This is a genomic window from Streptomyces sp. NPDC091289, from assembly GCF_044757365.1.
Lineage (GTDB): Bacteria > Actinomycetota > Actinomycetes > Streptomycetales > Streptomycetaceae > Streptomyces.
In genome coordinates, this window is sequence record NZ_JBIVUT010000008.1 from 137,261 (window position 1) to 160,316 (window position 23,056).

Sequence of the window (23,056 nt, forward strand, 5' to 3'; positions counted from 1 at the left end):
CCCTCTCTTCCGCTCCCTCCTCTGCTGTGACCAAGGAGCTCGCCATGGGATACGCCCATGAGTACGCCGCCGCGATCATGCACCGCGGCCGGGTCCCGATGGACCCCGTGGACTATGTGCCGAACTGGCAGGACGGCCCCCGCAAGGCCAAGTTCCACCCGGGCGCGGACGGCTTCCCGCTGCCGGACGCCCCCTACCCGGCCGGGGCGACGCTCGACCGGGGCCTGTTCCCCGAAGCGGCCGAGGCGGCCGAAGAGGCCGAAGGGGCCGCAGGGCAGGGTGCGTTCGACCTCGTCTCGCTCTCCGGCATGCTCCGCGACTCGTACGGGCTGACCGGCCGCCGCCTCGGCGTCCAGGCGAACACGGACCTGAACGCGCTGCCGTTCTACCCGCTGGCCAACTGGTCGCGCGGCTCCGCGTCCGGCGGTGGGCTGTACCCGGTCAGCATCCACTGGGTCTCCGGGCCGAGCGGCCCCGTACCGCCCGGCGTGCACTACTACTCCACCCGGCACCACGCCATGCAGCGGCTGCTCACCGGCGATGTCTCCGGCCGGGTGCGCGACGCCCTGGGGGAGGGCGCGCCGGGGCCGGAGACCGATCAGTACCTGGTGCTCGGCATCAAGTACTGGCAGAACTCCTTCAAGTACAACAGCTTCTCCTTCCACGCCGTCTCCATGGACCTCGGCGCCTGCGTCCAGACCTGGCGGATGTGGGCCGCCGCCCGGGGGCTGGCCGTCGAGCCGGCGCTCTGGTTCGACGAGGAGCGCCTCGCGGAGCTGCTCGGGGTCGACCCGCGGGAGGAGGGCATCTTCGCGGTCGTTCCGCTCAAGTGGGCTGATGGGGAGGTGAGTTCGGAGCGCAAGAGTGCGGAGGCCCCCGTCTCCGTCCGGCGCAAGGGTGCGGAGACAACCGTCTCTGTCCGGCGCAAGGACGTCGAGCGCTCCCGTACCGTCCTCGCCTTCGACGCGCTGCTCCGCATGCAGGCGGCCACCTCGGCCGACGCCACCGCCCGGCCCGCCCCCGGCGCGCTGGCCCCGGCCGCCGCGCACCCCGCCGACCCGGCGCTCACGGAGGTCGCGCTGCCGCCCGCCCGGCCGCTGGCCGCCGACGTCCGCAGCGCCCTGCGCGCCCGGCGCTCCAGCTTCGGCCGGTTCGACGCCCGGAAGCCGGTCACCGCCGACCAGTTGGCCGTCTGCCTGGCGGCCGCCGCTGCCGGGTCGCGGATCGGCGGGGACACCGGCGACGCCCGGTTGGCGAAGCTGTACGCCTTCGTCGGCCATGTGGAGGGCATCGAGCCCGGCTCGTACGCCTACGACCCCGAGGCGCGGAGCCTGCGGCGGGTGAAGGAGGGGCGGCCGGGCGAGTTCCTGCAGAAGAACTACTTCCTCGCCAACTACAACCTGGAGCAGGCCGGGGCGGTCCTGGTGCCGACCGTCCGCACCACCGCCGTCCTCGACGCGGTCGGGGACCGGGGATACCGGCTGGTCAACGCCACCATCGGGGCCGTCGCCCAGTCCGTCTACACCGCCGCCGCGGCCGTGGACCTCGGCTGCGGAGTGGCCCTCGGCTTCGACAACATCTCCTACATCGAGGAGCTGGGACTCGAAGGGACGGGCGAGGCGCCCCTGTTGATCATGATGATCGGCAACGAACGCCCCGCCCCCGCCGACTTCCGCTACGAGATCGCCTGAGCGGGGGGAGAGACGATGACCGACTCCGCGAACTCCGTGAACTCCGCGAACTCCCCTTCCGGTTCTGGCCGGCCCGCGTTCATGCTGCGCGTCGCCGGACTTCCGGTCGACGACGTCCGGGCCCTGCGCTGCCCCGACAGCCGCCGCTGGGCCGACGACGTCCTCGACACCACCGAGCAACTGGCGCTGCTGGCCGGGAAGGCCGCGGACCAGCTGCACGGCCTGATCGGCGGCAGCGAGGACGAACCGCTGCGCCGCGCCCTGCTGAAACTGCGCCGCGACGTCTTCAACAACCGGCTGCCGGACCCGGTGGCCGCCGAGGACGCCCTCGCCCGGGTCCGCGCGCTGGACCCGGCCGCCGCCCGGGCCCTCGCCGACTGGCTGACCGGCCGGCGCGCCCTGGACGACAAGCGGGGCGCGGGGGCCGGCCTGCTGGCGGACGAGACCGGCCGCAGCCGCACCGAGCTGGCCCGGATCGCCGGTCACGAGCGTCTGCGCAAGGGGCTGCTGCTCGCCTCGCCGACCCTGGACGCCCAGCTCGACGGCTACCGGCAGAAGGCGGCCCGGGCCGGGGCGAAGCCGGACCGCAAGCAGCGCAAGATCGAACGCTCGCTGCTCTCCTACGTCTACCGCACCGCCTGCAAGACGAGTCCCTTCTCCACCTTCACCGGCGTCGCCCCCGGCGTGTTCGGCGGCTCCGACGGACTGCGCGTGCGGGTCGGGGAGGAGTGGCGGACGCAGGTCCGGCTCAACGTCGTGGCGCTGGGCCGGCTCGCCGACGCGGTGATCGCCGACCCGGTCCGCCGCGCCGATCTGCCGCTCGCCCTCGCCTCCGGCTGGGGACGCGACGACGACCGGGTCCGCTACGTCCGCCGCTGGGTCACCGCGGGCGACGACGACACCGCCGTCACCTTCGACGCGGTGAAGGACCGGCTGTTCTTCCTGCGCCGCAGCGGCACCCTGGAACGGCTCCTCGGCCTCTTCGAGGAACGCGGCACCCTCCGCTACGGCGAGCTGGCGGCCTGGCTGGAGGAGGACCGGGGCGCGGCGCGCGAGGAGTGCGAGCAGTACCTCGGGGCGCTCCTGGACGTCGGCATGGTCCAGGTGCCGTGCCTGCGGACCGAGGTCCACGACACCGACCCGCTCCGCGCCTTCCAGGACGCGCTGCGCGGCCTGGACCGCCCCTGGGCCGACCGGCTCGCGGACCGGCTGGAGGAGCCCGCCGCCCGGGCCGCGCGCTTCGCCGATGCGGCCCCGGACGAGCGGCGGGCCCTGCTGGAATCCGTCCGGGCCGGGCTGCGGGCGGTCCAGGAGGAGGAGCTCGGGGCGGAGCGTGCGAAGGTCCCGCAGACGCTGCTGTACGAGGACGCGGCGGCTGGCTCCCCGCAGGTCGGCTCCCCGCAGCACGACTCACCGCAGGACGGCTCCGTCCGGGCGGCGGACCCGGGCGTGATGCTGGACCCCGACGCCTGGCGGGGACTGGCCGCCGGTCCGCTGGCGGCGGTGGAGCGGGTGCTGCCCGCCTTCGACCTCACCCTCCCGCAGCGGATCACCTTCCAGGGCTTCTTCCTCGCCCGGTACGGGCACGGCGGGCGGTGCGACGACCTGCTGAAGCTGGTCCACGACTTCCACGAGGACTTCTTCGACCAATACATGACGTTCACCGCCTCCCGCACCCCGTACGACGCCGACGGGACCTATGTCCCCGAGGTCAACTGGCTCGGCCTGGAGAAGCTGCGCGCCCTCGACACCGCCCGCCGCACCTTCACCGCCCGGATGACGGCACTGTGGGAGGCGGCGGAGGCGGCGGAACCGGGGGCGGCCGAAGTGCGGCTGGACGAGGGCTTCCTGGACGCGGTGGCCGGTGAACTGGACGGAATCGCACCGGACTTCGCGCCGATGAGCCACCACGTCCAGATCGCCGACCGGCCCGGTGACCCGCTCGTCGTCCTCAACCGGTCCTACGGCGGGGTGGCGTTCTCGTTCACCCGGTTCACCCAGCTCTTCGACGGCCTCGGCGAACGGCTCCTCGCGGACACCGACACCCTCGTGCCCGAGGGTGCCGTCCTCGCCGAGGTCACCGGCGGCCCGGTCACCAGCAACCTCAACCTGCACGGCCGGCTCACCCCGTACGAGATCGTCTGCCCCGGCGAACGCGGCACGCTGGCACCGGAGTTCAGGATCGCGCTGGACGACCTGTACCTCATGCACGTCCCCGAGGCCGACCGGCTCGTCCTGCGCTCGGTCCGCCTGGACCGCGAGGTGATCCCCGTCTACCTCGGCTACCTCGTCCCCCTCGCCCTGCCCGAGCTGCCGCGCACCCTGCTCCTCCTCTCCCCGACCTCGATGGCCCCGCTCAACGTGTGGGCGGGCGTCCCCGAGGCCGAGCCGCGCGGCGGGGTCACCGGGCGGCCCCGGGTGCGGCACGGCTCGCTCGTCCTGAGCCGCCGCAGCTGGAGCGCCCCGGCCGCCCTCCTGCCCCTGCACCGGCCCGGCGCCCCGGAGGACGGCTGGTTCCTGGACTGGCACGCGTTCCGGCGTACCCACGGACTGCCCGACCGGGTCTTCGCGACCGTGTCGGACACCGGGGCCCGGGGCGCGACCGGGGCCAAGCCGCAGTACCTCGACTTCGACAGCGCCCTGTCCCTGTCCGCCTTCGAGGCGCTCGTCAAGTCCCCCGACGCCCGAGTGGTGTTCCGGGAGATGCTGCCGGACGAGGACGCCCTGCCCACCGTGTCCGGCCACGGCCGCCATGTCGCCGAACTGGCCGTGGAGACGGCCGTACCCGTCCGCAGGAGGACCACCTCATGACGCCCCCCACCACCGCATCGGCCGCCACCGCCGCCACCACCATCGGAACCGGCGCGTGGCAGGCCACCCATGTCTTCTACGCCGCCAACCCCCGCCCCTTCCTCCTGAACTGCGTCCGCCCGCTGGTCGCGGAGCTGGAGGCGGACGGGCTGCTCGCCGGGTACTTCTTCATCAACTACTGGCTGGAGGGCCCGCACATACGGCTGCGCCTGAAGCCGTCCACACCCGCCGCCGAACCCGAGGTGGCCCGCCGCACCGAACAGGCCGTGGACGCGTTTCTGGCGGAGCGGCCCGCGCTGTACGAGGTCGACTCCGGGTTCCTCAACGACTTCTACAACACCCTCTTCGAGATCGAGTTCCCCGGCGGCGAGCGCGGCCACTACACCGACGACCGGGGCCGGATGAACCTGCGCCCCAACAACTCCCGCCACCGAGAGCCGTACGAGCCGGAGTTCGGGAAGTACGGCGGGCCCGCCGGGATCGAGCTGGCCGAGTGGCACTTCCGGCACTCCAGCGACCTGGTGATCGACGCACTGGCCACCAAGAACCTGCACCTGCGCACGGTCCTGCTCGGCACCGCCGCCCAGCTGATGATGGTGATGTCCTCGACCTTCCTGCCCGGGCGGGCCGAGCTGACCGAATACCTCGACAACTACTACGAGTTCTGGCACCGGGCCTTCCCCGGCACCGGCTTCATCGGCACCGACGAGTACGACCGCAACTACGCCCGCACGGCGGACGGGCTGCGGGACCGGTTCGCCCGGGTCCGGGCCGCCACCGCCCCGCCCGGCAGCGCCCGCTCGCTGCCCGGGTCGCTGGCCGGCTGGGCCGAGCACTGCGCCGAACTGCGCGACCGGGCGCGGAAGCTGGCCGAGGACGGGGACCTGGTCTTCCGGTCCTGGGACGGCGAGCGGGACGAGCAGGTCACCGACCCGGCCGTCGCGCTGCCGCTGCTGCTGTCCCCGTACATGCATATGACCAACAACCGGCTGCACGTCACCATCCGCGACGAGGCGTATCTCAGCCATGTTCTGGGCCGGGTTCTCAAGGAGTCCACCGAGGGGCCCGCCGAGGGGCCCGCCGAGGGGTCCGCCGAGGGGGCGGAGTGAGCGCGTCCGGGGTCTCCGGGGTGTCCGGGGCATCCGGGGCGCTCGCCTCCTACCGCCCCGAGCTGCGGCCCCGCGTCCTGCTCAGCGACCCGCTGCTGGACGGCGCCGCCACCGTCCACCTGATCAAGGACGCCGAGACCGGCAACTCCTTCAAGGTCGGGCCCAAGGAGCACTTCCTCATCACGCGTATGGACGGGGAGCGGAGCCTCGCGGAGATCGGCGAGGCGTACGCGGGGGAGTACGGGCGACGGCTGGGCGACGCCCACTGGCAGCGGCTCCTGGCCCTGCTCGGGACGAAGGGGCTGCTGGCAGGAGTCGCAGCACAGCAGACTCCTGCCGTAGCGCCGGAGAGCACACCGGCCCCCGCGCCCGTGCCGGAGAAGCGCACCTTCCTGCGCGGCACCCTCCCCCTGGTGGCCGACGCCGACGCCACCACGGCCCGACTGCACCGGGCCCTCGGCTTCCTGCTCGCGCCCTGGGCGATGGTGCCGCTGCTGGCGCTGATCCTCGCGATGGAGGCGGTGGTCGTCGCCCGGTCCGGCGAACTGCTCATCGCTGTACGGGAGTTGTTCACCAACCCCGTCCTGCTGACCGGCACGGCCGCCCTGCTCTGGCTGAGCACCGCCCTCCACGAGCTGGCGCACGGTGTGGTGGCCCGGCACTACGGAGGGCGGGTGGCCGAGATCGGGCTGCGATGGCGGCTGCCCGTCGTCATCATGTACTGCACGGTCGACAACTACCTCTACCTCGGCACCCGTTGGCACCGCATCGCCACGGCCGCCGCCGGTGCGGTGATGAACCTGGTCTTCCTGCTCCCGTTCGCTGCGCTGTGGCTGTTCGCCCCGCTCGACGACGCCACGCACGAGGCGTTCGCCGCCCTGCTGCTCCTCGGCAGCGTCCAGGCCTTCGCGATGCTCGTGCCGCTGCCGCCGCTCGACGGCTACCGCATCGCGGGCCAGCTCGCCGGGGCCACCGGCCTCGCCGCCTCGGCCGGCGCCTATCTGCGGCTCGCCCTGCGCCGCTCCCCGGATGCGGCCGGCTACCCGCGCCGGGCCCGTATCGCCTATCCCGCCTATGCGTCGGTGACGTTGCTTGTTCTCGCCATGGTCGTCGCGGCGGTCGTCGCGAGCGCCCATCATCTGCTGACGGCCTGAAGTTCCCGGCCGACGGTCTGAAGTTCCCAGCCGACGGTCTGAAGTTCCCGGTCCAGGCCCGGTGTTCAGCCGGTCCCGGTGTTCCATCCCAAGGAGAGACCCATGACGTCCACCGCCCCCCGCACCCCCCACGACCCTCCGGCGGGACCGTCCGCCGGGCCCGCCGTCGCCCTGGCCGACGTCCACAAGACGTACGGCTCCACCCGGGCCGTCGACGGGGTCTCGCTGACCGTCGGGCGCGGGGAGTTCTTCGGGCTGCTCGGGCCCAACGGGGCGGGCAAGACGACACTCGTCGAGATCATGGAGGGCCAGCGGCGGGCCGACTCCGGGACGGTGGCGGTCCTGGGGGAGAGCCCCTGGCCGCGCAACACCGCCCTGCTGCCCCGGCTCGGCGTGCAGACCCAGGCCTCCGCGTTCTTCGTCCGGCTGACCGCCCGCGAACACCTGGTCACCATGGCCGCCCTCTACCGGTGCGACGCGGCCGCCGCCGAACGCGCCCTCGCCTCCGTCGGCCTCACCGAGCAGGGGAACACCCGGGTCGACGACCTCTCCGGCGGCCAGCGGCAGCGGCTCGCCATCGCCTCCGCCCTGGTCCACGGGCCCGAACTGATCTTCCTGGACGAGCCGACCGCCGCCCTCGACCCGCAGGCCCGCCGCTCGCTGTGGCAGGTCCTCCGCGACCTCAAGGGCCAGGGCCGCACCATCGTCTACACCACGCACCACCTGGACGAGGCCGAGGCGCTCTGCGACCGGGTCGCCATCATGGTCGCGGGCCGGGTCGCCGCGCTGGACAGCCCCGGCCGGCTGATCGCCGCCTCCAGCCCGACCACCCGCCTGCTGGTCCCGGCCGACCGCCTCACGCCCGAACAGGCCCGCGCCATCCCGGACGTGGACCGGGTGACCGAGGAGGGCGGCTCGGTCGTGCTGGAGACCCTCGCCGCGGGCAAGGTCCTGGCCGCCGTCGACGCGATCGCGGGGCTCCAGGGCGTACAGACCAGGACGGCGAGCCTGGAGGACGTGTACCTGGACCTGACGGGCACGGGCACGGGAGCCGGAGCCGGTACGAGCACCGGAGCCGGTACGAGCACCGGAGCCCCGCAGCCGTAACGCAGGCAGACCCGCCCCCCCCTCCACTCCCCTCCACCCCACGTGCGTGACCCAGCGATACGGAGACACCCGATGAGCGCCTACACCGCGCTGAGCCAGGCCGGATACCGGGCCTACACCCGCGACCGCACCACCCTCTTCTTCACCTTCGCCTTCCCGCTGATCTTCCTGGTGGTCTTCGGGCTGATCTTCCACGGCCAGACGGTCGAGGAGAGCGGCAAGCCCTACATCAACTACATCGCCCCCGGCGTGCTGTCCTGGGGCGTCGGCAACGCCGCCGTCTTCGGGGTCGGGTTCGTCCTCATGCAGTGGCGGCGCGACGACATCCTCCGGCTGATCCGGATGACGCCCACGCCCGTCTCCGCCGTCCTCGCCTCCCGTTACGTCCTGGCCCTCGGCGTCGGAGCCGTCCAGGCGGTCCTCTTCGTCGCCGTGGCCCTGCTTCCCTCCTTCGGGCTCCAGCTGGACGGCCGCTGGCCGCTCGCCCTGCCCGTGCTGGTCCTCGGCATCACCGCGTTCCTCGCGCTCGGCGTCATCGTCGGCAGCTACGCGAAGACCCCCGAAGCGGTGGCCGCCGTCGCCAACTGCCTGATGATTCCCATGGCGTTCCTGTCCGGCTCGTTCTTCCCGCTGGACGCCATGCCCGGCTGGATGCAGAGCCTCTCCCGCGTCCTGCCCCTGCGCTACCTCAACGACGGGGTCTCCGGCGCGCTGACCGGCGGCGGCACCCTGACGGACATCGGCGTCGCCTGCGCCGTCCTCGCCGGATTCGCCCTCGTCCTCGGCGCGGTGGCGCTGAAGACCTTCCGCTGGAGCGACAAGTCATGACGACGACGGCCCCCGCCCCGACCCCTCTGGAGGCGGCCCGCACCCGCCTCCAGGCCGGACTGACCGCCCGCCACGCCCGTTCCGCTTCCTCCGGCGGTCTGCCCGCGCCCTACGCCGTGCCGCTCGGGGCCGCCGACGTCCTCGGCTTCGGCCACCCGGACCCGTACGCCGCCACCCGGCCCGCCGCCAACGTGCAGCTGACCTCCCGGGCCGTCCTCGTCGGCCCCTGGGGCGGCGGGCCCGACGCCACCGCCTGCGGCCAGTGCCTCGCGATGCGCTGGCAGCGGCTGCGCAGCAGGTCGGAGCGCGAGGCGCTGGAGCTGGGGCACGAGCCGCACGGGGCCGTGCACTGGCCGGTGCTCACCGACTACGCGGTGGACGCGGTCTGGGCCACGTACGAGGCCGTCGTCCGGGGCGGAACCACCAACCCCGACGCCACCCCCGCCGACCGGGCGCTGCCCCAGGTCACCCGCGTCGACCTGGTCACCCTCGCCACGGCCACCTTCCCGCTGCTGCCCGAACCGCTGTGCCCCGCCTGCGTGCACGAGGTCCCGGACACGGCGGAGGCCGCCCGCATGAAGCTGGGCCCCGCCCCCAAACCGGACCCCGACGGCTACCGCATCCGCTCCCTGGACTCCTACTCGCTGCCGACCGCCGCCCTCGCCAACCCGGTCTGCGGCACGCTCGGCTCCGACATCTGGATCAACCCCGCCTCCACCACCACCGCCCCGGTCGCCGGAAGCCACTTCGTACGGGGCTACGCCGGCCTCAACGACGTCACCTGGAGCGGCCAGGCCAACCGGTACGCCACCAGCCGCACCCTCGCCCACCTGGAAGGCCTGGAGCGGTACGCGGGCACCCACCGCCGACGCGGCACGACCCCGGTCCTCGACAGCTACCGCAACCTCTCCGGCCAGGCGCTGAACCCCGCCGACTGCGGCTTCTACACCCCGCAGACGTACGCCTCCGACCCCCTGGTCAGCCCCTTCGACCCGGACCGGGCGATCCCCTGGGTCTGGGGCCACTCGCTGCGCGACGACGCCCCGATCCTGGTCCCGGCCCGGCTCGCCCACTACAGCGCGGGCGTCGAGGCCGACAACTTCGTCTTCGAGTGCTCCAACGGCTGCGCCACCGGCGGCAGTCCGGAAGAAGCGATCCTCTTCGGGCTGCTCGAACTCGTCGAGCGGGACGCCTTCCTCCTCGCCTGGTACGGCCGAGCCCGTCTCACCGCGATCGACCTCACCACCGCGACCACCCCCGCCGTCCGCTCGATGCTCGACCGGGCCGCCCTGCACGGCTACGACGTGCACGCCTTCGATACGCGGATGGATCTGGCGGTCCCCGTCGTCACCGCCCTCGCGGTGCGCCGGGACGGCGGCCACGGCACGCTGTCCTTCAGCGCGGCGGCCGGCTTCGACCCGGCGGACACGGTCGAGGCGGCCCTGTCCGAAGTCCTCACCTACATCCCGCACCTGCCCTACCAGGTCATCGAGCGGCGGGCCGAACTGGAGGCGATGGAACAGGACTTCGGCAAGGTCCTGCACCTCAAGGACCACGCCCAGCTCTACGGGCTGCCGTCCATGGCCCGGCATGCCGCCGAGTACCTGGAACCGGCCGCCGTCCTCCCGCTGGAGGAGACGTTCGCCGACTGGCAGCCGCTGCGCCCCCGCACCGGCGACCTGCTGGACGATCTGCGGCTGCTGCGCGACCGGCTGACGGGGGCCGGGTACGACGTCATCGCCGTCGACCAGACGACGCCGGAGCAGCACCGGATGGGCCTGCACACCGTCTCCACCATCGTCCCCGGGCTGCTGCCGCTGGACTTCGGCTGGAGCAGACAGCGGGCGCTGACCACACCCCGGCTGCGGACCGCGCTGCGAGCGGCGGGGCGGCGGGCCGACGACCTCCCGGAGGCGGAGATCAAGGCCGCCCCGCACCCGTTCCCGTGACCGGGCCGCCCGCGCCCCACGTGCGACAGCCCCCTCCGACCGACGGAGGGGGCCGACGTACGAGCAGGCCTGGAGAACCGGTGTCAGGCGCTGCAGGAGGTGGTGCTGGTGGTGCTGGAGCAGGTCGACGTCGAGGAACACGACGTGGAACCGGCGAGGACGACCTCCGACGCGTCGGAGTAGTCCGAGATCTCGAAGGTCTCCGACTCCAGCTCCAGGATCTCGTCGGCGAGGGTGGCGAGTTCGGTCTTGGGGGCCATGGTGATCTCCCTGGTCTCGTGGGGGTCCGGCCGGCTGCTCCGATCCGGTGCCCGGGTGCTGGACCCATTGGAGGGGTGACCGCTGTCAGATCGGCCGCGATATCGCTGTCACATCGCTGGCACCCGGTGGCAGGGCGACGGCCCGGCACCTGACAGCCGTACGGAGCAGGCTCGTTGAGCAGAGATGAGGTGCGCGGTGGTCACAGCGGCGAGAACGACGAGGAACGCGGACGACGAGGACGGCGGAGCGTCGGGGGCCCGAGGAGACGCGCGGGCCCGGGGCGGTGAGGCGGCGGCAGGGGAGGGGCCCCTGCCGCGCCCCCTGCTCCGTTCCGCCGTCGAGCTCTACCTCGACCTGCACGCCCACCCCGAACTCTCCGGCCACGAGCACCGCACCGCCGGCCGCCTCGCCGCCCGGCTCACGGAGCTGGGCTGTACGGTCACCCGCTCCGTGGGCGGCGGCCACGGACTCGTCGGGGTGCTGCGCAACGGCGCGGGCCCCACCGTGCTGCTGCGCACCGAGCTGGACGCGCTGCCCGTCACCGAGGCGACCGGCCTGCCGTACGCCAGCACCACCCCCGGGGTCATGCACGCCTGCGGCCACGACCTGCACATCGCGGCGGTCACCGGGGCGGTGGCGCTCCTCGCCGCCTCCCGGGACACGTGGCGGGGCACGGTCCTCGTCGCCGGCCAGCCGGAGGAGGAGACGCTGAGCGGGGCCAGGGCCATGCTGGCGGAGGGCCGGCTCTACGAGCGGTTCGGCGTCCCCGACGCGGTCCTGGCCCAGCACGCCGCCCCGCTCCCCGCCGGGACCCTCGCCCACGCGCCGGCCGGCGGGCCGCCCCTGATGGCCGGGAGCGTCGCCGTCGAGGCGGTCCTGCACGGCCGGGGCGGCCACGCGGCCACCCCGCACCTCAACGTCGACCCGGTCCTGATGGCCGCCGCCACCGTGCTGCGCCTCCGTACCGTGGTGGCCGAGGCGACCGCGCCCGCCGAGCAGGCCGTGCTCACCGTGGGCTCGGTGCGGGCGGGCGAGCGCGGCAACATCACCCCGGACCACGCCGAACTCTCCCTCACGATCCGGGCGTTCACCGAAGAGGCGCTCGACCGGCTGGCGGCCGCCACCGAACGCGTCGTCCGGGCCGAGGCCGAAGCATCCGGCGCCCCGCGCCCACCCGGCATCACCGTCACCGCCCGCTCGCCCGCCCTGCGCCCCGACCCGGCGCTGACGGCCCGGGTGCGCCGGGCCCACGAGGCGCTGCTCGGGCCCGGCCGGGTGCTGGACTTCGGCGGCTCGGCGGCCACCGAGGACTTCCCGCACTTCGCGGCGGGCGGCTCGGGAGGGCCGGACCTCGCGTCGGGAGGGCCGGCCGGTCGGGGCGGCTCGGACCTGGTCCCGGCCGCGTACTGGATGCTCGGGACCACCGGGGCCGGACCGTGGCGGGCCGCCCGCGCCGGAGGCGTACCCGTACCGCCCAACCACGCCCCCGGCTTCGCCCCCGACGTCCGGGCCGCCCTGCCCGTCGGCATCACGGCCCTGGCGGCGGCGGCCCGGCAGGTGCTGGACCCGGGGCCCGCCGGGCACCGGGAGGCGGCGTCATGACGGCCGGCCCGCCGGGCGTCGCCGATGTCGTCGTCGTACGCCGCGACCGGGCGGCCCCGACCGGGTGGACCACCGTCGTACGGCTGCTGGGACTGCTCCCCGGGCACTGGGCCTGCCACTCGGAGGTGGGCCGGGACCGGGTGGTCCTGCGGGTCGAGCTGGCTGGGGCGACGGACGCGTCGGCGGTGCGGCGGGCGGTGTCCTGCGTCCTGGCGGACACGGCCCTGCGCGGCTGGGCGGAGGAGCCGCAAGACCCGTAGGGCCTTCCGGGGCCTCCGGCGTTCAGATCCAGCCGCGTTCGCGGGCGAGCAGCGCCGCCTGCGCCCGGCTGGCCGCGCCCAGCGTCTGCATCAGGTCGGCGACGTGCCGCCGGTAGGTCCGCACCGACACCCCCAGCTCCCGCGCGCCCGCCTCGTCCTTGCCCACCGTGCACATCGACACGAGCACCCGCCGCTCGATGCCGGAGGGCCGGGGAGCGCCGGCGTCCTCGTCGCTCCCCGGGCCGCCGCCCGCCCGCGACAGTTCGTCGGCCTGGTCCCAGATCCGTTCGAACAGGGAGATGATGTTGGAGACCAGTCCGCTGCGGTGGGCGAGGAGCGCACCGCGCGAGGTGTCGCGCGGGTCCAGCGGGACGAGCGCCGCCCGGCGGTCGTAGACGAGGAGCCGCTCCGTGGTGTCGGCCGTCACCCGGATCGCCGCCCCGTGCTCGGCCAGCTCGTGCAGATAGGCGGCGGTCGGCGGGTCCTGGAGCGCGACGCTGGAGACGACGTTGCGGATCCGCACCCCGCGCCGCAGACAGCGCAGGTCCAGCGGGCGGGAGCGGGCGATGTTCTCCGCCGACAGCCGGGTGTACGGCTCCACGGACAGGATCTCGTCCCGGGCGAAGAACGCGAGGTCGTCGATCCGGTTACGGATCTGGGTCAGCCCCTCCAGCTGCTCGATGCCCTGCGGAGGGGGCGTACGGGCCCCCTGCTCCGCGCGTAGACCATCAATGACGTGCCGCGACCGGGTGACGCGCTGCAGCTCCTGGTGGAGTGCGGCCAGCCGCACATCGACCAGCCGGGCGAGCGCCACCTCGGGATCCGCCGGGAAGATCCGCAGCTCCGCGTCCTCCGCGTGCAGCAGCCCCAGCTCCTGGAGCCGGTCGATCCGCGCGCGGGCCTCCCGGGGCCGGGAGTGCAGCAGGAGGTGCAGGTCGTCGGCGCGGGTGCCGGGGTTGCGCAGGAAGTGCCGGTAGATCTCTTCCTCGGCCTCCGGGACCCCGAAGACAGACATCTCGTTCTCGCCCACGTAAGCCCCCGATGCGTGATCCCGTGGGGCCGTGCACCGAGGGGGATCGCCCCGCGCCGCCCGACCCGGCCGCTGCTCGCTCCGCCCGTGCTCGGTACTGACTGCCTGTGTGACGCTCTCGGATACACCTTCGGATACACCTGTTGTGCAAGGGTCGGGCAAAGACTAGACGCTGGGATCACTCCTGTGAGGATCCCCGGCACAACTGTGTGCGATACGGAGATGAACGGTGCGCGACCGTCGACGAGCGGCGGGCACGGCACGACGGGCGGTGAAACGGCACGGAGCCCGCCGGGTGGCCGGTTGCGGGCGCGGCTGTCACCCCCGGGTCGTAACCTGGAACCCCCGGCGCGTTCCACGTGTCGGGCCCTTCGCGTTGCCCCTGATCTGATCCCGGACGGAAACTTCATGAGTCTGCACGGTCTGCTGGATGTCGTCGTTACGGACCCGGCGCTCGCCGAGGCGGTGAAGGCCGCCGGGGACGGGCACCGGGCGCATGTCGACCTGGTGGGCCCGCCCGGTGCGCGGCCGTTCGCCGTGGCCGCGCTGGCCCGGCAGACCGGCCGGACCGTGCTCGCCGTCACCGCGACGGGCCGGGAGGCCGAGGACCTGGCCGCCGCGCTGCGCACCCTGCTGCCGCCGGACACGGTCGCGGAGTTCCCGTCCTGGGAGACCCTGCCGCACGAGCGGCTCTCGCCCCGCTCGGACACCGTGGGCCGCCGCCTCGCCGTGCTGCGGCGGCTGGCGCACCCCCGCGAGGACGACCCGGAGACCGGCCCGGTCTCCGTCGTCGTCGCCCCCATCCGCTCCGTGCTCCAGCCGCAGGTCAAGGGGCTCGGCGAGCTGGAGCCGGTCAGCTTGAGCAGCGGGCAGAACGCGGATCTGGGCGAGGTGGTGGACGCGCTGGCGGCCGCCGCGTACTCCCGGGTCGAACTGGTCGAGAAGCGCGGCGAGTTCGCCGTACGCGGCGGGATCCTGGACGTCTTCCCGCCGACCGAGGAGCACCCCCTCCGGGTGGAGTTCTGGGGCGACGACGTCGAGGAGATCCGCTACTTCAAGATCGCCGACCAGCGGTCCCTGGAGGTCGCGGCGCACGGGCTGTGGGCCCCGCCCTGCCGTGAGCTGCTGCTGACCGACCAGGTACGGGAGCGGGCGGCGGCGCTCGCCGAGCAGCACCCGGAGCTGGGTGAGCTGCTGGGCAAGATCGCCGAGGGCATCGCGGTCGAGGGTATGGAGTCGCTGGCCCCGGTGCTGGTCGACGACATGGAGCTGCTGCTCGACGTCCTGCCGAAGGACGCGATGGCGCTGGTCTGCGACCCGGAGCGGGTCCGCACCCGGGCCGCCGACCTGGTCGCCACGAGCCAGGAGTTCCTCCAGGCGTCGTGGGCGGCGAGCGCGGGCGGCGGCGAGGCCCCGATCGACGTGGGCGCGGCCTCGCTGTGGGGCATCGCGGACGTCCGGGACCGGGCCCGTGAGCTGGACATGATGTGGTGGTCGATCTCCCCGTTCGCGGCCGACGCCGCCGACCACGACGACGACACCCTCCAGCTGTCCATGCATGCCCCCGAGGCGTACCGGGGCGACACCGCCCGCGCGCTGGCCGACACCAAGGGCTGGCTGGCCGACGGCTGGCGCACGGTGTACGTGACGGAGGGCCAGGGGCTCGCCGCCCGTACGGTCGAGGTGCTGGGCGGCGAGGGCATCGCGGCCCGCCTCGACGCGGACCTGACCGGGATCACCCCGTCCCTGGTCCACGTCTCCTGCGGGGCCATCGAGCAGGGCTTCATCGACCCGGCGCTGAAGCTGGCGGTGCTCACCGAGACCGACCTGACCGGCCAGCGCACCGCCACGAAGGACCTGGGCCGGATGCCGGCCCGCCGCCGGAAGACGATCGACCCGCTGACGCTGGAGGTCGGCGACTACATCGTCCACGAGCAGCACGGTGTCGGCCGGTACGTGGAGATGGTGCAGCGCACGGTCCAGGGCGCGACCCGCGAGTATCTGCTCGTCGAGTACGCCCCCGCCAAGCGCGGCCAGCCGGGCGACCGCCTCTACATCCCGACCGACCAGCTGGAGCAGGTCACCAAGTACGTCGGCGGCGAGGCCCCGACGCTGCACCGGCTCGGCGGCGCGGACTGGACGAAGACGAAGCAGCGGGCGAAGAAGGCGGTCAAGGAGATCGCCGCCGACCTGATCAAGCTCTACTCCGCCCGGATGGCGGCCCCCGGCCACGCCTTCGGCGCGGACACCCCCTGGCAGCGCGAGCTGGAGGACGCGTTCCCGTACGCGGAGACGCCCGACCAGCTGTCCACGATCGCCGAGGTCAAGGAGGACATGGAGAAGACGGTCCCGATGGACCGGCTGGTCTGCGGCGACGTCGGCTACGGCAAGACGGAGATCGCGGTCCGGGCGGCGTTCAAGGCGGTCCAGGACGGCAAGCAGGTGGCGGTCCTGGTCCCGACCACTCTCCTCGTCCAGCAGCACTACGGCACGTTCACCGAGCGCTACTCCCAATTCCCGGTCAACGTCCGCGCCCTGAGCCGCTTCCAGTCGGAATCAGAATCCAAGGCAACCCTCGAAGGTCTGAAGGACGGCTCGGTCGACCTGGTCATCGGCACCCACCGCCTCTTCTCCTCCGAGACGAAGTTCAAGGACCTCGGCCTGGTCGTCGTGGACGAGGAGCAGCGGTTCGGCGTCGAGCACAAGGAGCAGCTGAAGAAGCTCCGCGCCAACGTCGACGTGCTCACGATGTCCGCCACCCCCATCCCCCGTACGCTCGAAATGGCGGTCACCGGCATCCGCGAGATGTCCACGATCACCACCCCGCCGGAGGAGCGCCACCCGGTGCTGACCTTCGTCGGCCCGTACGAGGAGAAGCAGATCGGCGCGGCGATCCGCCGTGAACTGCTGCGCGAGGGCCAGGTCTTCTACATCCACAACCGGGTCGAGTCCATCGACCGGGCCGCCGCCCGCCTGCGCGAGATCGTCCCGGAGGCGCGGATCGCCACAGCACACGGCCAGATGTCCGAACAGGCCCTGGAACAGGTGGTGGTGGACTTCTGGGAGAAGAAGTTCGACGTCCTGGTCTCCACGACGATCGTCGAGTCCGGCATCGACATCTCCAACGCCAACACCCTGATCGTGGAGCGCGGCGACAACTTCGGCCTCTCCCAACTGCACCAGCTGCGCGGCCGCGTGGGCCGAGGCAGAGACCGGGGCTACGCCTACTTCCTCTACCCCCCCGAGAAGCCCCTGACGGAGACGGCCCACGAGCGCCTGGCCACGATCGCCCAGCACACGGAGATGGGCGCGGGCATGTACGTGGCGATGAAGGACCTGGAGATCCGAGGCGCGGGCAACCTCCTGGGCGGCGAGCAGTCCGGCCACATCGCGGGCGTCGGCTTCGACCTGTACGTCCGCATGGTCGGCGAGGCCGTCGCCGACTACCGGGCCCAGATGGAGGGCGGCGAGCAGGAGGAGCCCCCGCTGGAGGTCAAGATCGAGCTCCCGGTCGACGCGCACGTCCCGCACGACTACGCCCCCGGCGAGCGGCTGCGCCTCCAGGCGTACCGCGCGATCGCCTCGGCCTCCTCGGAGGACGACATCCGCGCGGTCCGCGAGGAACTGACCGACCGCTACGGCCCGCTGCCCGAACCGGTGGAGAACCTCCTCCTGGTCGCCGGCCTGCGCATGCTGGCCCGCGCCTGCGGAGTCGGCGAGATCGTCCTCCAGGGCTCCAACATCCGCTTCGCCCCGGTGGAACTCCGCGAGTCCCAGGAACTGCGCCTGAAGCGCCTGCACCCCAAGACGGTCATCAAGCCGGCCGCCCACCAGATCCTGGTCCCGCGCCCGACGGCGGGCAGGATCGGCGGCAAGCCGGTCATCGGCCGCGAACTGCTGGCGTGGACGGGGGAGTTCCTGACGACGATCCTGGGGTCGTAGCCGGACGGAACCGCGTGTCCGATCGGGCCCCGCCGGGCGAGCAAGCCCGGCGGGGCCCGAGGCGTTTCGCCGGGCGGGGCTACGGCACCGGGGGCCGCTTGAACGCGGCCCACACCGTCTTGCCCACGACGTGGTGGTCGACGCCGAAGTCCGCGGCGAGTTCACCGACGAGGAACAGCCCGCGCCCCGAGCAACTGCTCTCGTCCGCGTGCTGAATCTCCGGCTGCCCGTCGCCGCTGTCCCGGACCTCCAGCCGCACGAGGTCGTCCGTCAGGTCGAGCCGTACGGCGAATTCCCGTCCCGGTGGGACGCCGTGGAGCAGGGCGTTGGTCGCCAGCTCCGAGGTGCAGAGCTCTATGCCGTCGATCAGGTCCGTGAGCTGCCACTCCCTGAGGACATGGACGACGAAATCGCGTGAGGCACGTTCGACGGAGTCGCCTACCGTGTGCACCGGCAAGGTCCGCCGTCGGCGAAGGAGGAGGCCATGGGCGAGGGCGAAGTGATCAGCGCGTCCACTCACTACCTGACGACGACGGAGGGCGGAGGCGACGTCTGGAGCGCCGAGGCGGCGTCGGCGGGTCGACGGGGCACGCAGAAGATCGTGAGTGCCGGTGAAGTCGCCGCCCCGGAGCACGTGGGGGACCTGCTCGGGGTGGGGCGGGGCGGGGCGGTCGTCGCACGGCGGCGGATCATGTATCTCGACGGCGAACCGTGCGAGTTGACCGACACTTACTACCCTGTGGAGATCGCGCGGGGCACAGGACTGGCGACCACGGCGAAGATTCGGGGAGGAGCGGTCCGACTGCTCGCCGAACTGGGCCACGTCGGTGTCAGGGCGCAAGAGGATGTGGCTGCACGCATGCCATCCGAGAGCGAGCGGGCATCCCTGTCGCTCAAGGCCGACGAGCCGGTCCTCGAACTGACCCGGCTCACCCTGGACGCGGATGACCGGCCTGTCCAGGTCGATGTGATGGTCATGCCTCCCCGGGGCCAGAAGCTGCGATACGAGATCAGGATCGGATGACGGTGCACGGACCGGAGGCAGAAGAGGCGGACGGTCGTCCGCTGCACGAGCGGATCGCGGCCGATCTGCGGGACGACATCATGTCCGGGGACCTGGCTCCGGGTGACAGCCTGCCCTCGACCGCACAGTTGAAGGAGCGGTTCGGCGCTGCGAACGCCACGGTTCAGAAGGCCTTGCAGCTCCTCAAGGGCGAGAACCTCGTGGTCGGCCGGCCGGGCGCGTCGGTGACCGTACGCGAACACCGGCAGCGCACGATACGGCCGGCCGCGTACATGGCACCGTCCCCGTCCGGGGAGCCCTACCGCTGGCTGACCGAGGCGGCGAACTCCGGCACGCGCGCCCGCAGCACCCTCCTGGACGTCACGGCGGCCGAACCTCCGGCGGATGTCGCGGACGCGTTGGCGCTCCAGCCGGGCGGCACGGCGATCCTCCGCCACCAACTGCTGTCGATCGACGACGAGCCCGCAGAACTCGTCGCCTCGTACTACCCGCTGGATATCGCCGATGGCACCGCCATCACCGAACCCCGCCGCATCCCCGGAGGCACGCCCACCCTCCTGGCCTCGCTCGGCCACCCGCCCCGGCTCAGCGTCGACCGCGTCTCGGCCCGCGTCGCGACGCAGGAGCAGTACCGACTGCTCCGGCTCCCCGGGGAACTTCCGGTCCTGCGGACCCTGCGGGTGGTGTTCAGCGACGACGACCGGCCCATCGAGGCCACGGTGATGGTCAAGGCGGGGCATCTGTACGAGGTCCAGTACGAGTTCACGCCCGAGAACGGCTGAGATCACTCAGGCGGGGACAACACCCCCGCGATCTCCTCGTGCAGCCCCAGTGGCAGCCGGATCCCCCACCGGTCCGCCGCCTCGGCCGCCAGCTCCCGGCTCCACCGCCAGCTGTTCGCCGCCGCCGTGCGGACGGCCTCCGGGGTCAGGGGCGCGGTCGTCGTGGCGTACCGCTCGACGTCCCCGGCCGGCAGGTCCGCCTCCAGGGCGCGGCTCGGGGTGAGCCAGTGGGCGGTCGAGTCGCGCAGCAGGCGGCACAGCTTCAGCTGGAGCGGGGCGAGCACAGTGTGCAGCAGGTGGTGGGCGCGGGCGCTCTCGCCCCGGGTCTGGACGTGGGCCAGCATCAGGGTCCAATTGGCCAGTTCGTCCGTGAGCTGCTGGGCGGTGGCCACCGGCTCCGGCGGGTTGAAGGCGGCCAGTTCGCGGGCGGCGGCGGTCAGGCGGCCGGTGCGGTCCAGGAGGACGGCCGCCTCGGGGCGGGGGAAGTGGACCTGGCCGCGCCAGGTGGCGATCTCCGCGATGCCGGGGCCGGTCGGCTCGACGTGGAACTCGCCGCGCATCAGGTCCTCGAAGACCACGGCGAGGATGCCGTACATGTTGGTGTGCGCCAGCTTCAGCGGGGCCAGCCGCTCCACGAACTCCCGCCCGTCGAAGGCATCGACGTCCTCTTCCCGTACGTACAGGCAGGCGTCCAGGTCCGAGTGGGCGTCGGCCTCACCGAGCGTCCACGATCCGTAGAGGAGGACGCCGTCGATCCGGGGGTCGGCCTCGGCCGTCGTGCGCAGCAGCTCGATGCGGCGGTCCAGGGCGAGGGCGTCGGCGGTCAGGGGCGTACGGGCAGGGCGTGCGTGCGGCATGGTCGGGTCTCCCGAGTGGGGTGCGTGGGCATACGAACGGGGCCCGGCGGCCTGCGCCGGGCAGCTCTTCCGGTCCCGCTGCGGGACCTCGTTCGTCGCTCAGGAAACGCCCATGAGGGCAGCCTAGGGGACGGCCGCCTCAGCCGTCGCGCCGCTTTTCCGGCGCGAAGATCAGGCCGGTCAGGGCCCGGAACGCCTCCTCCGGGTCCCGGCCCTCCATCGCGTCCGCCAGGTTGCCGCTGAGCAGCAGCGTCGCGAAGCCGTGTGCCAGCGACCACGCGGCCACCCCGGCGAGCCGGTCGTCCTCGCCCCGGCCGCCCGGCGGGAGGTCCGCGACGCCCGCGCGCAGCGCCTCGGTCGCCCGGGCGCGGGCGGCCAGCAGGTCCGGGTCGTCGGCTCGGTGCAGGTCCGGCTGGAACATCACCTGGAAATGCGCGGGATGCGTCGCCGCGAACCGTACGTACGCCACGCCCCGCTCCCGGAGGTCCGGCGCTCCGGTCAGCGCGTCGGCGAACAGGGCGTACCCCTCGGCGGCCACGGCGGTCAGCAGGCCCGTGCGGTCCTTGAAGTGGTGCGCCGGCGCGGCGTGCGAGACGCCCGCCCGGCGGGCCAGGTCGCGCAGGCTCAGGGCAGCGGGGCCGTTCGCGGCGATGACGTCGAGGGCGGCGTCCAGGATGGCGCGCCGCAGGTCGCCGTGGTGGTAGGTGCGCTCGCGCTCGCTGCTCATGGGTAGCACCCTACGCGCCATCTAGTCATTGACAAGTTTGGGTGGTGCGCGCATGCTGGAGATCCGATCTAGTCACTGGCTAGATATGCGATTCCCGATCGGGAAGTCCGGGAAGTCCGGGAAGGCGGAGATCATGACCGGAGAAGCGGCCCGTGTACGGCAGATGTGGCACCTCCTGGAGCCCCTGCACGCCGTTCTGTACTACGCCCCCGAGGCCTTCGGCGAGGCCGCCGCGCTGGGGTGCGACGTCGAGGAGCGCTGGCCGAGCTACTTCGCCTGGCGTGCGGCTCCGCTGGGGGCGGCCGACGCGCGGACGGTGGTGCGGACGTTCCACAGCTTCGCTCCGGCGATGGTGGACGGATACGTTCCGGACATCTGGGCGACCGCTGCCCCGGACGCCGTGCTCGCGGCCCGGCTGCGGGCGGTCGACCGGGTCTACCGGGTGCTGTTCGGCGACCGGGTGGAGGGGCCGGAGTTCGCGGAGGCCGCCGCACTGGCCCGCCGCGCGGCGGAGGCGGCGGGCGGTCAGGCGTCCCCCGGCATGGGCCCCGCCAACTTCGCCCTGCCCTGGCCCGACGCCCCGCACCTGGCGCTCTGGCAGGCGGCGACCGTCCTGCGCGAACACCGGGGCGACGGGCACATCGCCGCCCTGACCGAGGCGGGCCTCGACCCGGGCGAGGCGCTGGTCTCCTTCGCGGCGGTCGGCGCGGCGGCCCCCGAGGTGTTCGCGAGCCGGGGGTGGAGCCCGGAGGAGTGGGGCGCGGCCCGGCAGCGGCTCCAGGAGCGCGGGCTGATCGCGGCGGACGGCACGGCCACGGACGCGGGGCGTGAGCTGCGCGCGAAGGTGGAGCTGCGTACCGACGAGGAGGCCGCCGCACCGTGGCGGGCGCTGGGGGAGCCGGGGCGCGAGCGGCTGGCGGATCTGCTGGGGGAGCCCTGGCTGGAGGTCATCGGCTCGGGGATGCTGCCGTCCGAGAACACCCTCGGCATTGGGAAGGTGTGAAAGGAACGCGGGACCGGGCCGGGAATACCTGTGTGCTGAAGCTCAGTCATGGAAGCGTCCTCAGCGGGGAAGACGCCCATAGGATTCTCGGCGTCCGGTTCTCTCCCCGTCAGGACGGCTTCACGTGATAGCTCCTCGTACCCACCGAGTGGCCCTGCCCGCCATCGGCGCCCTCGTCGCGATCGCTTTGGCGGGCGGCTGCAGCCCCGACGACCTCGCGGACGGGAGCGGTGGCACGAGCGGCGGCGCCAACGGCGGCGCGCAGTCCGCCGACGGCTTCGGCGTGAGCCCGCTGGACAACCCGGACGGTACGAAGCCGGGCCTGGCGCCCCTCACCACCGAGGCGGACCGGGCCGCCGCCCGGAAGCTCATCGAGAAGGTGGCCACCAAGGGGCGCGGCCCGAAGACCGGCTACGAGCGGAAGAAGTTCGGCTACGCCTGGAAGGACGGGATCGACGGCATCCCGCTCGCCCGCAACGGCTGCGACACCCGCAACGACCTGCTCGCCCGGGACGGCAAGGACATCGAGCACAAGACGGGCTCCGACTGCATCGTCATGGCGATGACTCTCCAGGACCCCTACACCGGCGAGAGCATCGACTGGCGCAAGCAACAGGCGACCAAGGTCCAGATCGACCATGTGATGCCGCTGTCCTACGACTGGCAGATGGGCGCGGCCCGCTGGAACGAGGAGAAGCGGCAGCAGATCGCCAACGACCCGCTCAACCTCATCCCGGTGGACGGCCCGGCCAACAACGCCAAGCGGGACTCCGGCCCCGCCTCCTGGCTGCCGCCGTACAAGCCGATCCGCTGTTCCTACGCGGTGCGGTTCGCCCAGGTCTCGCTGAAGTACGAACTCCCGGTCACGGCGGCCGACAAGCAGGCCATGCTCACCCAGTGCGGCGGCTGAGCGGCCGCC

The 23,056-nt window shown here is 73.1% G+C and carries 19 protein-coding genes; 14 read left to right on the forward strand and 5 right to left on the reverse strand.

What is annotated here, in order from left to right; translation table 11 throughout:
* Positions 1-44 precede the first annotated feature (44 nt).
* The 7 genes from ACIQPT_RS12750 to ACIQPT_RS12780 all read left to right on the forward strand — a co-directional run bounded on the left by ACIQPT_RS12750 (position 45) and on the right by ACIQPT_RS12780 (position 10,649).
* Positions 45-1,691 carry a nitroreductase family protein gene (locus ACIQPT_RS12750; RefSeq protein ID WP_401155361.1) on the forward strand — a complete coding sequence of 549 codons (1,647 nt, stop codon included), beginning with the start codon at positions 45-47 and terminating at the stop codon, positions 1,689-1,691.
* 15 nt (positions 1,692-1,706) lie between these two features.
* Positions 1,707-4,502: a lantibiotic dehydratase gene (locus ACIQPT_RS12755; protein ID WP_401155363.1), complete on the forward strand. Its 2,796-nt coding sequence runs from the start codon at positions 1,707-1,709 to the stop codon at positions 4,500-4,502.
* Positions 4,499-5,611: a lantibiotic dehydratase C-terminal domain-containing protein gene (locus ACIQPT_RS12760; protein WP_401155365.1), complete on the forward strand. Its 1,113-nt coding sequence runs from the start codon at positions 4,499-4,501 to the stop codon at positions 5,609-5,611. Before ACIQPT_RS12755 ends, ACIQPT_RS12760 begins: the two co-directional genes overlap by 4 nt.
* A gap of 20 nt (positions 5,612-5,631) precedes the next feature.
* Positions 5,632-6,765 (forward strand): metalloprotease, encoded by a 1,134-nt coding sequence (locus ACIQPT_RS12765; RefSeq protein WP_401155576.1) that lies wholly within the window; start codon positions 5,632-5,634, stop codon positions 6,763-6,765.
* A 102-nt stretch (positions 6,766-6,867) separates the two neighbouring features.
* The gene (locus ACIQPT_RS12770; protein WP_401155367.1) at positions 6,868-7,872 is read left to right on the forward strand and encodes an ABC transporter ATP-binding protein; all 1,005 of its coding nucleotides are present in this window, start codon (positions 6,868-6,870) and stop codon (positions 7,870-7,872) included.
* 72 nt (positions 7,873-7,944) lie between these two features.
* Entirely contained in the window at positions 7,945-8,700 is a 756-nt protein-coding gene (locus tag ACIQPT_RS12775) for an ABC transporter permease (RefSeq protein WP_401155369.1), read from the forward strand.
* The gene (locus tag ACIQPT_RS12780) at positions 8,697-10,649 is read left to right on the forward strand and encodes a TOMM precursor leader peptide-binding protein (protein WP_401155371.1); all 1,953 of its coding nucleotides are present in this window, start codon (positions 8,697-8,699) and stop codon (positions 10,647-10,649) included. Before ACIQPT_RS12775 ends, ACIQPT_RS12780 begins: the two co-directional genes overlap by 4 nt.
* A gap of 83 nt (positions 10,650-10,732) precedes the next feature.
* Here the strand turns inward: ACIQPT_RS12780 and ACIQPT_RS12785 are convergent, their stop codons facing one another.
* Positions 10,733-10,909 (reverse strand): thiazolylpeptide-type bacteriocin, encoded by a 177-nt coding sequence (locus ACIQPT_RS12785; RefSeq protein ID WP_003968635.1) that lies wholly within the window; start codon positions 10,907-10,909, stop codon positions 10,733-10,735.
* 184 nt (positions 10,910-11,093) lie between these two features.
* Between ACIQPT_RS12785 and ACIQPT_RS12790 the strand changes: the two genes are divergently transcribed.
* Together ACIQPT_RS12790 and ACIQPT_RS12795 are read left to right on the forward strand one after the other, a co-directional pair.
* On the forward strand, positions 11,094-12,512 hold the full coding sequence (locus tag ACIQPT_RS12790) for an amidohydrolase (protein WP_401155373.1): 1,419 nt from the start codon (positions 11,094-11,096) through the stop codon (positions 12,510-12,512).
* Positions 12,509-12,772: a hypothetical protein gene (locus ACIQPT_RS12795; protein ID WP_401155374.1), complete on the forward strand. Its 264-nt coding sequence runs from the start codon at positions 12,509-12,511 to the stop codon at positions 12,770-12,772. The genes ACIQPT_RS12790 and ACIQPT_RS12795 overlap by 4 nt, the downstream gene beginning before the upstream one ends.
* A 22-nt stretch (positions 12,773-12,794) precedes the next feature.
* On the opposite strand, the gene ACIQPT_RS12800 is transcribed toward ACIQPT_RS12795, so the two are convergent.
* Positions 12,795-13,802, reverse strand: coding sequence for a helix-turn-helix transcriptional regulator (locus ACIQPT_RS12800; RefSeq protein WP_401155376.1), 1,008 nt, complete (start codon positions 13,800-13,802; stop codon positions 12,795-12,797).
* A gap of 408 nt (positions 13,803-14,210) precedes the next feature.
* On the opposite strand from ACIQPT_RS12800, the gene mfd reads away from it, so the two are divergent.
* Positions 14,211-17,744 (forward strand): transcription-repair coupling factor, encoded by a 3,534-nt coding sequence (mfd, locus tag ACIQPT_RS12805; protein ID WP_401155377.1) that lies wholly within the window; start codon positions 14,211-14,213, stop codon positions 17,742-17,744.
* 79 nt (positions 17,745-17,823) lie between these two features.
* Here mfd and ACIQPT_RS12810 read toward each other — a convergent pair whose 3' ends face one another.
* Positions 17,824-18,195 (reverse strand): ATP-binding protein, encoded by a 372-nt coding sequence (locus ACIQPT_RS12810; RefSeq protein ID WP_401155379.1) that lies wholly within the window; start codon positions 18,193-18,195, stop codon positions 17,824-17,826.
* A gap of 33 nt (positions 18,196-18,228) precedes the next feature.
* Between ACIQPT_RS12810 and ACIQPT_RS12815 the strand changes: the two genes are divergently transcribed.
* On the forward strand, positions 18,229-18,768 hold the full coding sequence (locus tag ACIQPT_RS12815; protein ID WP_401155380.1) for a GntR family transcriptional regulator: 540 nt from the start codon (positions 18,229-18,231) through the stop codon (positions 18,766-18,768).
* Positions 18,765-19,550 (forward strand): GntR family transcriptional regulator, encoded by a 786-nt coding sequence (locus ACIQPT_RS12820; RefSeq protein ID WP_401155382.1) that lies wholly within the window; start codon positions 18,765-18,767, stop codon positions 19,548-19,550. Before ACIQPT_RS12815 ends, ACIQPT_RS12820 begins: the two co-directional genes overlap by 4 nt.
* Before the next feature lie 2 nt (positions 19,551-19,552).
* Here ACIQPT_RS12820 and ACIQPT_RS12825 read toward each other — a convergent pair whose 3' ends face one another.
* A complete protein-coding gene (locus ACIQPT_RS12825) occupies positions 19,553-20,407 on the reverse strand; it encodes a nucleotidyltransferase domain-containing protein (protein WP_401155384.1) in 855 nt (284 codons plus the stop codon).
* Between the two features lie 139 nt (positions 20,408-20,546).
* A complete protein-coding gene (locus ACIQPT_RS12830) occupies positions 20,547-21,134 on the reverse strand; it encodes a TetR/AcrR family transcriptional regulator (protein ID WP_401155386.1) in 588 nt (195 codons plus the stop codon).
* Positions 21,135-21,267: 133 nt separating this feature from the next.
* Between ACIQPT_RS12830 and ACIQPT_RS12835 the strand changes: the two genes are divergently transcribed.
* On the forward strand, positions 21,268-22,137 hold the full coding sequence (locus ACIQPT_RS12835; protein WP_401155388.1) for a hypothetical protein: 870 nt from the start codon (positions 21,268-21,270) through the stop codon (positions 22,135-22,137).
* 124 nt (positions 22,138-22,261) lie between these two features.
* Positions 22,262-23,047, forward strand: a complete 786-nt coding sequence (locus tag ACIQPT_RS12840) for an HNH endonuclease family protein (RefSeq protein ID WP_401155390.1) — start codon at positions 22,262-22,264, stop codon at positions 23,045-23,047.
* Positions 23,048-23,056 lie beyond the last annotated feature (9 nt).

What these genes read in the sequence shown, in the direction of transcription:
- ACIQPT_RS12830 (WP_401155386.1), bottom strand. Translation starts at nt 21,134, where the DNA reads ATGAGCAGCGAGCGCGAGCGCACCTACCACCACGGCGACCTGCGGCGC.
- ACIQPT_RS12815 (WP_401155380.1), top strand. Translation starts at nt 18,229, where the DNA reads ATGGGCGAGGGCGAAGTGATCAGCGCGTCCACTCACTACCTGACGACG.
- ACIQPT_RS12760 (WP_401155365.1), top strand. Translation starts at nt 4,499, where the DNA reads ATGACGCCCCCCACCACCGCATCGGCCGCCACCGCCGCCACCACCATC.
- ACIQPT_RS12790 (WP_401155373.1), top strand. Translation starts at nt 11,094, where the DNA reads ATGAGGTGCGCGGTGGTCACAGCGGCGAGAACGACGAGGAACGCGGAC.
- ACIQPT_RS12770 (WP_401155367.1), top strand. Translation starts at nt 6,868, where the DNA reads ATGACGTCCACCGCCCCCCGCACCCCCCACGACCCTCCGGCGGGACCG.
- ACIQPT_RS12785 (WP_003968635.1), bottom strand. Translation starts at nt 10,909, where the DNA reads ATGGCCCCCAAGACCGAACTCGCCACCCTCGCCGACGAGATCCTGGAG.
- ACIQPT_RS12755 (WP_401155363.1), top strand. Translation starts at nt 1,707, where the DNA reads ATGACCGACTCCGCGAACTCCGTGAACTCCGCGAACTCCCCTTCCGGT.
- ACIQPT_RS12750 (WP_401155361.1), top strand. Translation starts at nt 45, where the DNA reads ATGGGATACGCCCATGAGTACGCCGCCGCGATCATGCACCGCGGCCGG.
- ACIQPT_RS12820 (WP_401155382.1), top strand. Translation starts at nt 18,765, where the DNA reads ATGACGGTGCACGGACCGGAGGCAGAAGAGGCGGACGGTCGTCCGCTG.
- ACIQPT_RS12780 (WP_401155371.1), top strand. Translation starts at nt 8,697, where the DNA reads ATGACGACGACGGCCCCCGCCCCGACCCCTCTGGAGGCGGCCCGCACC.
- ACIQPT_RS12835 (WP_401155388.1), top strand. Translation starts at nt 21,268, where the DNA reads ATGACCGGAGAAGCGGCCCGTGTACGGCAGATGTGGCACCTCCTGGAG.
- ACIQPT_RS12825 (WP_401155384.1), bottom strand. Translation starts at nt 20,407, where the DNA reads ATGCCGCACGCACGCCCTGCCCGTACGCCCCTGACCGCCGACGCCCTC.
- ACIQPT_RS12795 (WP_401155374.1), top strand. Translation starts at nt 12,509, where the DNA reads ATGACGGCCGGCCCGCCGGGCGTCGCCGATGTCGTCGTCGTACGCCGC.
- ACIQPT_RS12775 (WP_401155369.1), top strand. Translation starts at nt 7,945, where the DNA reads ATGAGCGCCTACACCGCGCTGAGCCAGGCCGGATACCGGGCCTACACC.
- mfd (WP_401155377.1), top strand. Translation starts at nt 14,211, where the DNA reads ATGAGTCTGCACGGTCTGCTGGATGTCGTCGTTACGGACCCGGCGCTC.